Raw genomic sequence first — 15,656 nt, 5'->3', positions numbered from 1 at the left:
AGGTAATAGTCTTGGGTGATATTTTTCTCAAACTTATCACGGGATTTGAACACGCGCTTAGTTTGCAAAACCTAGGATTTTGCCTAATGGGAGTATTTATTGGGACATTGGTAGGTGTTCTCCCTGGTATTGGACCTATTACAGCGATTGCGCTATTGATCCCGTTTTCATTTGGATTAGAGCCTATGACCGGCCTAATTATGTTAACCGGGGTATATTACGGTTCAATGTATGGCGGATCAACGACGTCGATTTTGATAAGGACACCGGGTGAGGTGGCTTCGATTATCACAACGTTGGACGGATACGAGATGGCGAAACAAGGAAGAGCGGGACCCGCCCTTTCAACCGCTGCGATCGGATCATTCATTGCAGGAACCTTTTCGATTATTGGGCTGATGTTTCTATCCCCAATCATTGCAAAGGGGGCCTACTATTTTGGAGCTGCTGAATATTTCCTTTTAATGGTCCTTTCTCTGTCTATGATATCCAGTTTAACAACGGGTTCTGTTTTGAAAGGATATATATCCACCTTATTAGGTCTTGCTATTGCGACAGTCGGAATCGATCCACAATCTGGTGTTAATCGATTTACCTTTGGAAATACCAATCTGCTTGACGGTATTGACTTTGTTCTTTTTGCCATTGCTATGTTTGCGGTGCCTGAAGCGCTTTCGAATATGGCGAAAAAAGGTAATGAATACAAAACGGATGTCCAAAAAATACAAGGATCATTATGGATGACGCGAGATGACTGGCGGAAGTCTATCGGACCGTACGGACGGGGCTCGGTTTTAGGTTTTTTAATTGGGGCCCTTCCCGGTATCGGCCCGTCTCTTGCCTCTTTTTTGTCGTACGCGATGGAACGCCGTTTATCAAAACATCCCGAAAAATTTGGGAAGGGGGCAATTGAAGGAGTTTCTGGACCAGAATCTGCGAATAATGCAGGGGTCGGCGGGGCTTTAGTTCCGTTGTTTACGTTAGGAATTCCTGGATCTGCCACAACGGCGCTGCTCTTGTTTATCTTTATGATGTACGGTTTACAACCAGGTCCGGGGATGTTCGAAACAAATTCTACACTGATTTGGGCGATTATTGCCAGTATGTATATAGGGAACGTTATACTTCTTTTATTAAATTTGCCATTAGTTGGGGTTTTTGCATCTATCTTAAAGCTACCGACGGTACCCCTATTTGTTGGCGTTTTGGCTTTTTCGGTAATAGGAGTTTATGCATTAAATTTTAACCAGTTTGATCTGTTCATGTTGTTAATATTTGGCATTGTAGGATATTTGATGCAGCAATCCAATATTCCGCTAGCACCAGCTGTTATGGCACTTGTTTTGGGCCCTTTGTTAGAGCAGAATTTCCGGAGATCTATGAGTATTTCGAATGGGGATCTGTTCATCTTTTTCGAAAGACCCATTTCACTTGCGCTAATTATTCTGATTGTTTTAGTAGTCATCGTTCCTAACATTGTCTTATTGATAAAAAAGTGGCGTCAAAAAGGGGTCCCGCCCCATCGCCTAGGTATCAGGGGTTAAACTCGTCGGTGTCATCTTGTGACATTTGGCTTCAGGGTGTAGAGGCAAAGTGTTTAGGATAAAGCAATAGGTAAGCTTACGGGATGTAGAAGCCGGCGAACATCAGTCGCCGGCTTTCAGTATGGTTAGATATTCTTACAATTTCTCCATATGCTCCGAAGAGGGTTTAATCAACCCATCTTGCCACAGTTTCACACTTTTCTCATGAACACCCAAAGTGTCGGCCATCTCTTTATGGGTCATCGCGTGATATAGGCGAGCCTTCGTCAGTCGTTGGCCGAAGGAATACTCAGGAAGAGACTCGAAACAACCTAGATAGGCAATGGGAACATCAAAGACTTGAGATAGAAGACGCAAGGTTCTTAGCTTGGGTTTCGTTTGACAGTTTTCCAGTTTGCTGAGAGCAACATGGCTGATCCCTATGAGGTTGGCCAATTCCTTGGTGAAATCCACCATCCGCAACCTGCGGAAACTTTCTGTTCCCCACTCCCGTTGTTAAGGAAGTGAAAGAATAAAAGGGGGTTTTCTTAGTGAACTTGAAAAAATGGAGCCTGTTTGCACTTATCGGTCTCTTTTTGTTTGCTGCAGTGCTGCCGCAGACGGCTTCCGCAGATGCGGTGACAGGCGGCGGAAAAACGGTGGTGACGCTGGGGGCGGACCTGACCCAGCAGGAGCGCCAGTCTCTGTTGCAAGAGATGGGTGCCGATTCCAATGCGGAAACGATCAATGTGAGCATCGCCGATATCCAGCAGTATCTCGGCAAAGGATCGGGAAATGCTTCGGTTGGCGGAGACAACAAAGCCTATTCTTCCGCCCGCATTACGCTGACCGGGTCCGGCAGCGGGATTAAGGTAAAAGCAAACAACGTTACCCAGGTGACAGAACAAATGTACGCCAACGCGTTGCTGACAGCCGGCGTAAAGGATGCCGATGTGTATGTCACTTCGCCGAAGCCGGTGACAGGGACGGCCGCTCTGACTGGGATCATGATGGCGTTTGAGAAGGCGTCCAATCACCAGATCAGTCAGGAGCAGCGTCAAGTGGCCAATGATGAAATGCTGCAAACCTCCCAGCTTGGTCAAAAGATCGGTGACAAAGACAAAGCGGCCGCTTTTATGACCCAAGTGAAAGAAGAAATCGCCAAGCAACAGCCTCAAACGGAACAAGAAGTGCGCGATATCGTTGTGAATGTGGCCGGTGATCTCAACGTTAACTTGAACGACCAGGATATCAATAATATTACCAATGTGATGTACAAGTTCTCCCAGCTCAATATTGACTGGGATGCCCTCGGCAGCCAGCTGAATGACTTGAAAGGTCAACTGGACAAAGTCCTGAACTCCGAAGAAGCACAAGGATTCTTCGACCAACTGCTGGCATGGCTGAAAGAGCTGTGGAACAGCATTATGGGAGCGACCAGCAAATAACAGATAACAAAATCCCGCGGGGGTTAATCCTCTGCGGGATTTTTTTGTTTGCTGATCGAATATTCCACAGGGAAAGGAGGTAACGAGATGTGGTTGTTGATTCACAGCCCTTTAACGGGACCTGCGGTGTGGGAACCGGCGGCAGAGGTACTGCGTGAAGTCGGTGAGGAGGTCAGGGTGCCGGATCTTCACAACCCGTCAGCCCAAGGGGAGGCTTACTGGGAACGGCATGTCTCCACCGTGTTTCAAGCTTGCATGGGAATGGAAGAGCAGCCGGTGGTGTTGGCTGCTCACAGCGGGGGAGGGGTATTGCTGCCTGCCATAGCAAAGAAACTTCCCCACCCGGTCAAAAGATATCTCTTTGTCGATGCCCTGCTGCCCGAAAAGGGGAAAAGCCGGTTGGAGCTGTTTGACACTCCGGACGAGGCGGAAGCTTTTCGCCAAGCAGCAATAAACGGTCTGCTGCCACCTTGGACGGAGGAAGACTTGAATGGAGTGATCGCCGATTCCTCCCGTCGCCGGATGGTGGCAAGAGAGTTAAAGCCCTTGCCGCTGGCGGTATACGAGGAAAGGGTTCCCTGTTTCCAGGGCTGGCCGGATGCCCCTTGCGGCTATCTTCATTTCAGCCCGGTCTATAATTCCCAGGCAGCCAAAGCTCGGGAAAGAGGGTGGCCATGTGAGCATATTGAGGGAAATCACTTTCATCTGGTTAACGACCCTGTCAGGGTGGTGAAACGGATGCAAGAGATGGTGAAAAGCGTTGTAGATATGTAACAGGCGATCGGCCAAAGTGAGTGATCCGCCCCGAAGTCTTGGAAGAGCGGGATGAGAACAGGTGCACGGGAATGTGCCAGATCACTCGATATAAGTTCGCTGCCAGTGACTAGGGACTGCGCCTACATTTTCTAAACGCCCTTTTATAAAAATTGCGATGTTTTTTTATTCGGAAGCAATCGTTGAATAACATGGCTATACATTGTTGCACTGATAAATTCATATGACATACATGAAGTTGCACAGTTCCTTGGGCCAATAATTCTTCACATGTCGGACCTATTGGATCTGAATAAAATGTCTGGGTGGACGAATAAAATCCAAATATTGTTTAGCGATGAGGTGTTCCTATGGGGGTAGATAGTTACGAATGTTTGTTTTGGAGTCTGTCAGCGTTGGCGGGTGAAATCAAGGCAAAAAGAATTTCTCCTGTTGAAGTAACAGAGAAACTGCTGAACCGCATCCATGAAATCGATCAAACTTACAACTCTTATATTACGGTAATGGAAGAGACAGCAAGGGAAGCGACTAAAAAAACGGAAACGGAAATCATGGGAGGAAATTATAGAGGTCCGCTACACGGAGTTCCAATCGGTTTAAAGGATATCATCAACACAAAGAATGCACGAACAACCATGGGATCAGAAATCTTCAAGGATTATATACCGGATTGCGATGCTACCGTGGTGGAAAAGCTGGAACAAGCAGGCGCGATCATAATCGGGAAGTTGAACACCCACCAATTTGCGTACGGTCCCACTGGGGACCGTTCCTACTTCGGTCCCGCCAGGAATCCGCTCGATCCTACAAAAATCACGGGAGGGTCGAGCAGCGGCTCGGGCGCTTCTGTTGCCGCTTATTTGAACTATGGAGCGCTGGGCACGGATACATCCGGTTCGATCCGTATTCCTGCAACGTTGTGCGGGATTGTCGGAATGAAACCGACTTTCGGGCGCGTCAGCAAATATGGGGTGTTCCCTCTTTCATGGACGCTCGATCATGTGGGTCCGATGACCAGAACAGTGAGAGATAACGCGTTGATGCTCAATGTATTATCCGGGTATGACGAAAAAGACCCTTACTCTGTCAAAACGGAGCAGGAAGACTTCACCCGGAGGTTGGAAGAAGGAATCGAAGGGGCGGTTGTCGGTGTTCCGACCAACTTCTATTTTGATCACCTGGATCCTGTGGTTGCAGAGAAGGTGAGTGGTTCGTTGAACCTTCTGCGGGAGTTGGGAGCAGAGGTTCGCGAATTGGAGATTGACCGCCTGGAAGAAATCTCCCAGTCACAGCAACTCGTTCTGAAAAGTGATGCCTATGCGATTCACAAAGAAAGAAGAGAAGGATACCCGGATCAGTGGGATGAAGAGGTAAAAGAGAGATTGCTGTTAGGGGCGGACATCAAGGCCTATGAATATGCGAGAGCCCAGCAGATGCGGCATGTCGCGGTTCAATCGTTCCAGAAGGCAATGGAGAATGTAAGCGTACTTGTTACGCCGTCTCTTCCCATCCTGGCGCCCGACATCGGCCAAAGAGAACTGGATCTGCCGGGATACGAAGGACAGCACATCCGCTGGGCACTCATCCGTCTTCCCGGGCCTACCAACGTCAACGGCTTTCCAAGCCTGACTGTCCCCTGCGGCTATTCAGACACCGGGCTTCCAGTCGGTCTGCAGTTCATCGGCAGGCCGTTCGATGAGGCAACCCTGTACCGGTTCGGGCATGCGTTTGAACAAGCGTTGGGCCTTGAGAATCGGTTGGAAACGTTCAAGAAGACAATCTAAAAAAGAACTCCCGCCGCTACATAAGTGGCGGGGATTTTTTGTTTCCCTATAGGAACTTATCCATTCAAAAGATGATACACCACGGGTGTTTCCGTTGGCGGGAGGGGGCCTCATCACAATCATGTATATACCCATGATGAAAAATCAGGATGAAAACGCATACAAAATGTCAGGCCCATTCGATAAGATAGAGATAAGAAAGGAGGGGTCAGATGATACTTGATGACCGCAGCACCAAGCTCCTCGAAGAAATCCTGATGTCACCAGGAATCAAAATTTCTGAATTGCAGAGAAAATTTGCTTTGACTCGACAGCAGACGAACTACAGTCTCAAAAAGGATCAACGATTGGCTCACCGCAAATCATCTCCCCGTGATTCAAAAAAACGGTCAATCGGGGGTGATGGCCGATCCCATCGTCAGTCAATCGTTTCCAGAGTTCATGGTTGCATCAAGTATGATCGATTATGTTCCCTCTGAAAAGGAGCGGTGCAAGCTCATTTTGCTGATGCTGCTCGGCCGACGGAACGAAATCTCCCTTTTCCACTTATCCAGCGCTCTCCAAGTGAGTCGCAACACGGTTTTGCTGGATCTGAAAAATATCAAGGAGATGTTGAAGGGGAGCGATCTACATTTGGCATATACCCGGCGTGACGGGTATGATCTTCACGGCCGGGAAATGGAGAAACGAAACTGGCTGGTCAAACTGGTACGGGAAGTTTTGCAGTTGCCCAACGGGAAAGCGTGGTTGTTCTCCGTGACGGAGCTGTCATCAGATGAGGTAAAGCTTATGCAAAAAAGAATGGAACAAGCGGAAAAACATCTGCAAGTACAATTCACCGATGAAATGCTGGAGGAATTGCCTCATATCTTTGCCCTTCTAAAGAGAAGGATCAAAAGAGGACAGATTCTTCAACGTCATGAGCTCGACCATCAGGAGATTCGAGAGACACGGGAATATCAGATTGCCAAAGAGCTGTTCGGTCAGGATGATTCGGGCGAACCCGAACTTCTTTTTATCGCGTTGCAACTGTTGTCTTCCAATCTGCTGTCGGCCGCTCCCGCCGAGGATGAGCAAACGGCTCGATTGACGGAGGCGATTGATCAGATGCTGCAAACATTTGAGCAATTGGCCTGTATCACCTTCCACGAAAAGGAACATCTGATTGAGCGGATGTTATTTCACCTGCGGCCGGCCTATTACCGCATCCAATATGGATTTCCCGTCAAAAATCCGCTGTTGGATGTCGTTGTAAAAGAACATGGCGAATTACATCATTTGGTTAAAAAATCGATTCACTCATTCAAGGCGCTTCTGAAAAAAGATATACCGGAAAGTGAATGCGCTTACATAACCATGCTGATCGGAGGTTGGTTGCAAAAACAGGGGGATTCGCTATCGGAAAGATGGAAAGCGCTTGTGGTGTGTTCGAATGGGATATCTGTTTCCAAGTTATTGCTGGAAACGCTGCGTGAACTTTTTCCCGAGTTTATATTCCTGGATGCCATTTCCGTTCGGGAATTTGCCGACTATGAACTGGATTACGATCTGGTATTTTCCACGGTGTTTCTCAATACGAACAAAAAATGGTTTCTTGTCAAACCGCTGCTCTTGGATGAGGAAAAACGCCGCTTGAGAATGCATGTCTCGCAAGAATTGCTGGGATTCAATCCGATGCAAATCGATCTGGAACAATTGATCGGGGTGATTCAACAGCATGCTGCGATTGAGAACAAATCAACCTTGAAAACTTCGCTCAAACGCTTTTTTCAGATAAAATCATCTCCCTATATCCTTGAAGATCGAAACAGGAAAAAACCCGATTTGGCCGATCTGTTGACCAGCGAGACCATCTTGATACACAAAGGCGTTTCTACCTGGCAAGATGCCATTCATCTGGCTTCGACACCCTTGATCGACATGGGGTCGATCGATCCCGGTTACGTTGACGCTATGATTCGCATGTACGACCCATCCCAACCCTATATCGTGATTGCACCCAGAGTTGCCCTTCCCCATGCCAGACCGGAAGACGGGGTTTCCCGATTGACGATGAGCATGTTGTGCATGAAAGAAGGGGTGGCATTTGCCAAAGGGTTGACAGTAAATGTAGTGATCGTGATTGCAGCCGTTGATCGGAAACAGCATCTCAAAGCGCTCATGCAGTTGAATCAACTCGTGTCGGATCCAGTCAATGTGACTCAAATCATACAAGCCGGAAAAAAAAGAGAGTATCCTTCATTTGGTTGAAAAATATTCAAAATTGAGCGAAGTCAGCTGATAGATCAAATGACGCGGGGAATGAAGATGTCCATTTCGAGAAAAAGAGGTGGGACCAATTTTCAGTCACTTTTTTCATAGGGAATTGATTTTCACCGACGTGGTTTATGCTGACCGAGAGGATCTGCTGGAGAAGCTTTCCCGCTCTTTGTGGGAAAAAGGGTTTGTCAAAGAGACTTTTCGAGAAGCCGTTCTGGAGAGAGAAAGAAAATATCCCACCGGGTTACGTATCCTTCCATATCATGTGGCGATTCCGCATACAGACCTGAAACACATCAAAACCCCCTTTATCGCGATGGTTCGCCCCAAACAATCGATTCAGTTTATAGAAATGGCCACCCACGATCAAGTGGTTGATGCCCGACTCGTCTTTGTACTCGGTTTGAAACAATCTGCAGATCAAGTGGAGTTGCTGCAGAGCCTGGTTGATCTGTTTGTGAAACAACAGGTGATGGATCGATTGCTAAAGGAACACGACGTCGAGGTCATCATGCGTTTGTTGGAAGAAAATATCTCTGAAAAGGGGTTGAGTGTATGAAAAGAGTGATTGTCGCGTGTGGTTCCGGCGTGGCGACGAGTCAAATGGTCTCTTCCAAACTCAAAAATCTGTTGCAGAAACGAGGCATACCGGCGCAGGTAGATGCCGTCGATATCAAATCCCTGGATCGACACATCAAAAACTGTGACGTGTATGTATCGATTACGAAGCCAGACAAGGAATATCCCGTTACCGTCTGCAGCGGAATTCCTTTTCTAACGGGCGTTGGTATGGATGCAGAGCTGGAAAAGATCATCCAAGCATTAAAATAATCGATCTTATCAAAAGGAGGTTCCAATATGGAAGTGCTTAAAAACGCGATTCAATTTGTATTGGACCTTGGTGCTCCTGTCTTTGTTCCGTTGATTATGATCATCGTGGGTTTGATTGTCCGCATGAAATTGAGAGATGCTTTTTCATCTGCGTTAACACTGGGATTGGCTTTCATCGGAATGAATATGGTCGTCGGTTTCATGATGGATTCCATCAGTCCGGCGGCACAAGAATTCGTCAAGAACAGCGGCATCAACTTGAATGCGATTGATGGGGGCTGGACCCCCATGTCCACTCTCGCATGGGCATGGCCGCTGGCCTTTTTGATGTTTCCTGTTCAGATCCTGATCAACCTCCTTATGTTGGCTTTGAAACAAACGAATACACTCAACGTGGATTTGTGGAACGTGTGGGGGAAGATTTTTACCGCGGTTCTCGTGATCGGGGTGTCCGGTAATATCCCGTTGGCCTTTTTGATCGCAGCCATTCAGGTAGTGCTCGAACTGAAAATGGGAGATGTCAACCAGAAACAAATTCAGAAATTGACACAAATCCGCGGCGTCACTTGTACCCATGGGATGACTCTTTTCAATGTGTTTCTGTATCCCATTAACCGCCTACTGGATTATATTCCGTTCTTCAATAAACACATCGACGCCAACTGGCTAAAACAAAAGCTCGGAATATTCGCGGAAAATCATGTGATGGGGTTCATCATTGGAGTCCTGATCGGAACTTTTGCCCAATATCCGCCGCAAAAAATTCTCATTCTGGGAGTGCAAGCGGCAGCAGCCTTGACGCTGTTTCCCATGGTGGCCCGCTTGTTCATGGAAGCACTTGCTCCACTGTCCGATTCCATCTCCGATTATATGAAACGAAAGTACTCCGATCGTCAGCTATACATCGGGTTGGATTGGCCGTTTATGGCAGGCTGCAATGAATTATGGGTGGCGATGATCATTTGGGTCCCTATTACCTTGTTATGGGCAGTCATCCTTCCCGGAAACAACATTCTACCCTTTGGAGGGATCATCAATCTCTCGCTGGCTGTACCAGCCCTTATTGTGACTGGTGGAAATCTGTTGCGTATGATCGTGCTCGGCGTGCTGACGACACCGGTTTTCCTGTATGTAGCGACTTTCTTCGCACCCACCATTACCAACTTGGCGAAGGACACCCATGTGATCAATGTGAAAGATGGCCAGTTTTTATCGTGGAGTTCGATTGAATTGCCCGACTTTCGTTATCTATTCGCTCAAGCGTCCAACATCGTTCACGGGGAGTTCCTCGGCTTGGTTTTGGCCATTGGATGGTTGGGGCTGTTCTACTGGTATTACAAGGGCATGCAAAAGCGTGCGGATCAGCTTTCAACGGAACTCGACGGAACGAGTCATCACATGTCTGTATGATGTCTCCCGGTTCTTTCCCACTTCAGGAAAGGTTTTGGAAAGATGATTTATACGGTTACGCTGAATACCGCGCTCGATCGGATCCTTCACATCAAGGGAAAGATCGAGCGCAAAAAGAACAATCGAGTATGCGGTATAGAATATGATGTTGGCGGCAAGGGGACCCATGTGTCCCTGGTTTTGTCAACATTGAATATCCCTAATATCGCTACGGGATTTGTAGGGGAAAACAAGAAGGATCCATTCATTCAACTGCTCGAACGAAAAGGAGTTAATTGCGACTTTGTGGTTCAGAAAAACGCAACCCTCCGCGAAACATTGGTGCTGTTGGACAGTACGGGTGAAGGAAGCTTGATGATTACCGAACCGGGGTTTCAACCTGCTATGGAATCGATCCGGCGGCTGCATCAAAAACTGAACCAGCAAATTCAGCCGGGGGACTGGGTAGTGTTTGCCGGGAGTCCCCTTGAAGGTTTTTCTCTGGATGATTATCGTGAATTGCTTAAGTGCGTGGTCGATAACGGAGGTCGATTGGTGGTAGATACGAGTGGACCGTATCTAGAAACAGCCATTCCGTTGCGTCCGTATCTGATCAAGCCAAACGAATTTGAATTTCAACAACTGGTAGGTAAGACGCTGAATACAGTAGATGAATACACGAGTGAAATAGAGCGATTGATGGCGAAGGGCATTAAGTATGTCATCGTTTCCCTTGGAGAACGAGGCAGTCTGGTGGGGCACAGTGGGGAGGTTTTTCAAGTAGTCGCCCCATCCATCGAAGCGAGAAATGATACCGGTTGTGGAGATGTCTTTGTTGGGGGCATCGTTACCATGTTGAGCAGGAAAACGGATCTCGAAGAGTCCCTTCGTTTTGCGACAGCATTGAGCGCCTCTAAAGCCACTCATACATCCAGCTCAACTTTTTCATTGGAACAGACGAGACAACTTGAAAAACAAGTGCGGATGATGAGGAGGGAGAGCGTGTGTTGTACTTGGAAAAGCGTAAAGACGTGTGCGAAGTCGCAAGGATGATGTTCGATCGATTTTTGACCAATGCGGCCGGGGGCAACATTAGCGTAAAGATGAGCGATTCAAGGTTTATTATGACGCCTTCCCTCATGTCGCAACAAAAATTTTGCCGCTTGAAACCGGAAGAAATCCTAGTTGTGGATTCAAATGGGAACATTATAGAGGGAGACGGAAAACTTACCCGTGAATTTAATATGCATATGGCGGCCTATGATGCCATGCCAGACGCAGGTGCAGTCATACACGCCCATCCGAAGGAATCCATGGTGTTCGCTTCTTTAGGGATCGAGATGCCTCATATGTGCGAAGCCACACGGAAGCTTGGAGAGATACGTACGCTTGAGTTTGCCCCGGCTACCAGTAAAGAGTTAGCGGACCGTGTAAATTCTTATCTAAGAAGTCGAGCAGGTGACATCCCTGTAGCCACATTACTATGTGAGCATGGGATTGTAGTGATCGATAAGACCCTTCGCAAGGCGTACGACATGTTAGAGAGAATTGAATACAACGCCTACGTGAATATTCAAGCAAAGTTGTTTGAATTGACAGGTACTGTTAAGCATACCAATCATGCTAGCTCCTTAAGTTATAACTTGGAAGAGTAGGGCATGGACAAAACGGTTACGAATTGGTTTAGTTATTCCTGACGGCATGAAAAAGCCCGTTGAGGGGTTGGTTTGTTTAGATCCCTCCCGGGCTTGCTTCTTCTAATGGAGGTGAAATCTAGTGCACGGTACAAAAACGCCGATTTTTTTGGGAGCAGATATCGGAACACAGGGTATTCGGGTCGTAGCAGTTGACCAGTCCGGAAATCTTGTGGGCTCACGAGAAGAAAAATACGAACTGGATGAGCAAGCGAGACAGGAACAGTCTCCTGAAAAATGGTGGGACGTCCTCTTGTATGCGATGGGAGATCTGGCACATCAGCTCCGAACAGTTGGAAAACTTGATGCCATCAAAGCCTTGTCCGTAACGTCAACGTCCGGTACGATGATCCCGTTGGACAGTAACAATCAACCGCTTCATGGCGCGATCATGTACAGTGACAAACGTTCCAGTCTGGAAGCAGAGGTTTGCCGAAATGTTGCTTCCTACGAAAGCGGGGAAGGCTACAAAGATTTTAACACTTCAAGTGGTTTGCCAAAGATTCTATGGTTTATGAATCATTACCCTGAAAAAGCAGAAAAAATTAATCGCTGGGCTCATGCCGCCGATTTTATTTTAGCAAAGCTAAGTGGCGTATGGGGTGTAACGGACTATACCAATGCCCTTAAAACCGGCTATGATCTTTCAAACTTATGCTGGCCTGATTATTTATTTAAAAAGTTGGAATTTTCTAAGAGCTGGTTCCCTGACGTTCACCCGTCTGGAACACCCATAGACCGGATTTTACCGGAAGTAGCCGAGAAAACAGGCTTGCCCAAAACAATGATCATCGTTGCCGGCATGACGGACGGTTGTGCTTCTCAAATCGCTTCAGGGGCGATACATCTCGGCGACTGGAACACGACGATCGGTACAACCCTTGTAATAAAAGGTGTGACTAAGAATAAAGTAGTTGACCCTTTTGGAAGGATTTACAATCATCGCCATCCGGAAGGATTCTGGATGCCGGGTGGAGCGAGCAATACAGGAGCCGATTGGGTTACTAAGGAATTTGGAAACGACAATCTGAGAGAGTTAAACAAACAGGCAGAAGGCATCATCCCGACTTCTTTTATTTCCTATCCGTTGCAGCAAGAAGGGGAACGCTTTCCTTTCATCGCACAGCAGGCAAGAGGTTTTGAACCGAAGGGGCTTTCAAAAGCGGAGGCTTTTGCCGCTAAGATGGAAGGAGTCGCGTATCTCGAACGTTATGCCTATGAAATGATTGAAGAGCTTTCGGGTGAACAGGTTAACGCTGTTTTCACAGCAGGTGGCGCTAGTAATAGTAATGTCTGGTTAACCATCCGAAGTAGTGTATTGCAAAAGCCGATCTATAAAATGAAACATACGATGGGTGCCGTTGGCGCGGCAATTCTCGCAGCTTCGCAAACAAGCTTTTCAAGTATAAGCGAGGCCGGAAAAGCATTAACTTTTTGTGAAAAACAATTTGAACCTTCGAAACAGCTTATTTGGAAATACGACGAAAACTACTATCGTTTTATCGAGATACTTCAAGAAAAAGGCTATTTATCGAAAGGGGGTAATGTTGTTGGCTAAGATTTATTTATTGCGTCATGGAGAAACTGAATGGAATGCATTAGACAACCGATATTGTGGTCGAACGGATATTGAACTTTCCCATAATGGAAGAAAACAGGCGGAATTGGCTGCTGTGTTTTTAGAAAAAGTACCGTTTGCTGCGGCGTATGCTTCTCCCTTATCTCGAGCCTATGAAACAGCAAGAATCATTGCAAAGAAGCACCAACTGTCTGTTGCAATGGACGAGCAGATTATCGAAGCGGATTTCGGTCTCTGGGAAGGGAAAACAAAAAAGCAGTTTATTGAAGAAGATCCCGAATCATGGGAGGGATGGTTGAACGATCCGGGAACTGCACAGGCAGGGAGGATCGGAGAAACAGCTGAACAAATCTATAACAGAATGAAAGCTTTCTTCGACGAAATCGCGGATATACATAAAGGTCAAACTATTCTCGTCGTCGCTCATAATACGGTTAACCGTATCTTTATTGCTGGATCGCTCGGAATGCCTTTTAGGAATTACAGAAGGATCCATCAAGATAATACCGGAATCACTGTGTTTGAGAAGGATAGAGAATCTATAAAATTTTTAAAAATCAATCTGAATACGCATTTGGAATGACCCAGTGAAGGGAAGATAGAAAAAGACCAACCAAGCTTTGAGACTCCACACGGCTGATGGATGAATCTCTTGAAGCAATTGTTCTTTCGGTTCATTTTTTGTTATTTACATTGATGATTGTGCTGGCCCTCACCATCGTCGGCATGAACCTCCTCTTGGGATACATGGATTCTTAATGCTCACTAATCTCTTGGGGTATAGTAACGATTCATGAAATTTAGGGTCATCTGGAAGAGAGTGGCTTTTTTTAATGCCCATTTACTTTACCGAATATGATTTCTGTAAAGTAAACAGCCGAAAAAGGCTGTTTTTTCTTTACAGAATACGTGGGTTTCAAGGGCTTTTTCACTTTACAGAATTCGAATCCACTTTAGGGTGATAGGAGTGCTCCCTCCCTTATCGTACAAAACACTAGCCCCTTAAACAATCAACCAATGGATCAAATTTATTTTTCCTACTTTCGTATGTCCGGCTATCGGAAGGAGGGGCGGTACACCTGTAATGTTTGTATTGCCACTATAGCGAGTGAGTTACATATAAATGGAAACCACTTTGCCCCTGGTGACAGCTACGCTGATATTACCCCTTTAAGACAAATTCCCCGCCGAAATCAACGGGGGATTGATTCCTCCGTTCTTCCCAAGTGACCTAACCGCTCCAACGTACGGTAGATCGCTGACTCGAACTCCATGAAGCCAAAGTACGAAGCCACATCTTGAAATGGGAAGATTTGAGAAGCCCAAAATCCACCAATGCCGTTCTCGCGGTCGATCCAGTAGAACAGGTTAGCCAACCCCGCCCACATCCATTGGCCTGCTGGCCGACCTGTGGGGGTGGGATTCTCGTCCCTGGAATGTATAAGCCCACGACTTTTGCACGCCAGGGTAGAACTCACCGTGGTTAGCTAACGATGGATTGGACGAGATCCAGCCGCCGATCTTCACGTTCTGACTCATTTGCGCGACCGTTTCCGGTTTGAGTACACGACCATTTGTGCCCGCACCTTCATTCAGGATCATCTGGATAAACTTTAAGTACTCACCAATGCTGGCATACAAACCGTGTCCTCCCATGTCCATTTCGGGAGGTTGTGGCAGGATGAGGTCCGGGAGTGGCGTGATCTTACCGTCCTCGGCACGATCGTGGATAGTTGCGCGGCGTTCCATCATCGATGGCGTTAGAGTGAATCCGATGTCGGTCATGCCCAGGGGGGCAAAAATACGCTCAGCCATCACTTCGCCCAGTCGCTTACGCGCCTGGCAGTTAAAATGTGCAAAAGCCCCGGCTGAAATTCCCGAGGGCTTTTTGCACAGAGGGTTTGATCTGTTCGAATATAAGATGATTGCTTTGAATGGCGCCCAAAAGGGCGCCTTGAAACCTTATNAATCCTGCCAGTCCAATCCAACCCCAATCGGTATCATTGTCATCATCGGTAGCAGTGTTAATCATGTTGTTACCTCGGTTATTATCATTGTTGTTAACAGCCATCGCGGCCGAAACGGAAGGAACTGTGGTAACAGCTTGCATACCTAATGTAAGAATAGTGGCTACAACCAGCATTGCCATCCACTTTTTCATTGAGTTTCCCCCTAGCTTTGGACTGGTTCTTGGTGTTTCACTTGCATAGGAGGAAGAACCAGCCAACCTTTTTCTTTGTTCATTTTGAGGAGCTGCCCAGCATATTGTGCTTTTTTCATATGGAAAGCACCGAACATCATGGCAATGTCTTCTCGGGTACATTGCCCCATGATCTGACTGCACGTCACAAGCCCCATGGCATAATCCTTAGAAA

16 protein-coding genes are annotated in these 15,656 nt (G+C 47.0%); 12 read left to right on the top strand and 4 right to left on the bottom strand.

The window, feature by feature from the left end:
• The first annotated feature begins 11 nt into the window (after positions 1-11).
• Positions 12-1,544, top strand: coding sequence for a tripartite tricarboxylate transporter permease (locus IEW70_RS16430; protein WP_229752045.1), 1,533 nt, complete (start codon positions 12-14; stop codon positions 1,542-1,544).
• Between the two features lie 135 nt (positions 1,545-1,679).
• On the opposite strand, the gene IEW70_RS16425 is transcribed toward IEW70_RS16430, so the two are convergent.
• Positions 1,680-1,997 carry a helix-turn-helix domain-containing protein gene (locus tag IEW70_RS16425; protein WP_188649004.1) on the bottom strand — a complete coding sequence of 106 codons (318 nt, stop codon included), beginning with the start codon at positions 1,995-1,997 and terminating at the stop codon, positions 1,680-1,682.
• Positions 1,998-2,074: 77 nt separating this feature from the next.
• Between IEW70_RS16425 and IEW70_RS16420 the strand changes: the two genes are divergently transcribed.
• The 11 genes from IEW70_RS16420 (at position 2,075) to IEW70_RS16370 (ending at position 13,864) form a co-directional block, all read left to right on the top strand.
• Positions 2,075-2,971, top strand: a complete 897-nt coding sequence (locus IEW70_RS16420; protein ID WP_188649003.1) for a DUF1002 domain-containing protein — start codon at positions 2,075-2,077, stop codon at positions 2,969-2,971.
• Positions 2,972-3,058: 87 nt separating this feature from the next.
• Complete coding sequence (locus IEW70_RS16415; protein WP_188649002.1) at positions 3,059-3,745, top strand: alpha/beta fold hydrolase; 687 nt, start codon at positions 3,059-3,061, stop codon at positions 3,743-3,745.
• A 350-nt stretch (positions 3,746-4,095) separates the two neighbouring features.
• Complete coding sequence (locus IEW70_RS16410; RefSeq protein WP_188649001.1) at positions 4,096-5,529, top strand: amidase; 1,434 nt, start codon at positions 4,096-4,098, stop codon at positions 5,527-5,529.
• A gap of 402 nt (positions 5,530-5,931) precedes the next feature.
• Entirely contained in the window at positions 5,932-7,779 is a 1,848-nt protein-coding gene (locus IEW70_RS16405) for a BglG family transcription antiterminator (protein WP_188649000.1), read from the top strand.
• Positions 7,780-7,858: 79 nt separating this feature from the next.
• Positions 7,859-8,347, top strand: a complete 489-nt coding sequence (locus tag IEW70_RS16400) for a PTS sugar transporter subunit IIA (RefSeq protein WP_188648999.1) — start codon at positions 7,859-7,861, stop codon at positions 8,345-8,347.
• Entirely contained in the window at positions 8,344-8,619 is a 276-nt protein-coding gene (locus IEW70_RS16395; RefSeq protein ID WP_188648998.1) for a PTS sugar transporter subunit IIB, read from the top strand. Before IEW70_RS16400 ends, IEW70_RS16395 begins: the two co-directional genes overlap by 4 nt.
• Positions 8,620-8,646: 27 nt before the next feature.
• Positions 8,647-10,029 (top strand): PTS galactitol transporter subunit IIC, encoded by a 1,383-nt coding sequence (locus tag IEW70_RS16390; RefSeq protein ID WP_188648997.1) that lies wholly within the window; start codon positions 8,647-8,649, stop codon positions 10,027-10,029.
• Positions 10,030-10,071: 42 nt separating this feature from the next.
• Complete coding sequence (locus IEW70_RS16385; RefSeq protein ID WP_188648996.1) at positions 10,072-11,061, top strand: 1-phosphofructokinase family hexose kinase; 990 nt, start codon at positions 10,072-10,074, stop codon at positions 11,059-11,061.
• Positions 11,013-11,663 (top strand): class II aldolase/adducin family protein, encoded by a 651-nt coding sequence (locus IEW70_RS16380; protein WP_188648995.1) that lies wholly within the window; start codon positions 11,013-11,015, stop codon positions 11,661-11,663. Before IEW70_RS16385 ends, IEW70_RS16380 begins: the two co-directional genes overlap by 49 nt.
• 121 nt (positions 11,664-11,784) lie before the next feature.
• The gene (locus IEW70_RS16375) at positions 11,785-13,260 is read left to right on the top strand and encodes an FGGY-family carbohydrate kinase (protein WP_188648994.1); all 1,476 of its coding nucleotides are present in this window, start codon (positions 11,785-11,787) and stop codon (positions 13,258-13,260) included.
• On the top strand, positions 13,253-13,864 hold the full coding sequence (locus IEW70_RS16370) for a histidine phosphatase family protein (RefSeq protein ID WP_188648993.1): 612 nt from the start codon (positions 13,253-13,255) through the stop codon (positions 13,862-13,864). Before IEW70_RS16375 ends, IEW70_RS16370 begins: the two co-directional genes overlap by 8 nt.
• A gap of 785 nt (positions 13,865-14,649) precedes the next feature.
• Here IEW70_RS16370 and IEW70_RS16365 read toward each other — a convergent pair.
• The 3 genes from IEW70_RS16365 to IEW70_RS16355 form a co-directional block, all read right to left on the bottom strand.
• Positions 14,650-15,096: a serine hydrolase gene (locus IEW70_RS16365; RefSeq protein ID WP_229752044.1), complete on the bottom strand. Its 447-nt coding sequence runs from the start codon at positions 15,094-15,096 to the stop codon at positions 14,650-14,652.
• A gap of 31 nt (positions 15,097-15,127) precedes the next feature.
• Positions 15,128-15,430: a WGxxGxxG family protein gene (locus tag IEW70_RS18310; RefSeq protein ID WP_444543247.1), complete on the bottom strand. Its 303-nt coding sequence runs from the start codon at positions 15,428-15,430 to the stop codon at positions 15,128-15,130.
• 23 nt (positions 15,431-15,453) lie between these two features.
• Positions 15,454-15,656: DUF3231 family protein (locus IEW70_RS16355; RefSeq protein WP_188648991.1), on the bottom strand; the 203-nt coding region annotated here is incomplete at its 5' end.

Source organism: Marinithermofilum abyssi (genome assembly GCF_014641195.1).
Lineage (GTDB): Bacteria > Bacillota > Bacilli > Thermoactinomycetales > DSM-45169 > Marinithermofilum > Marinithermofilum abyssi.
The sequence above is the reverse complement of the archived record's forward strand: the minus strand, read 5'-3'. Positions and strand labels throughout refer to the sequence as shown.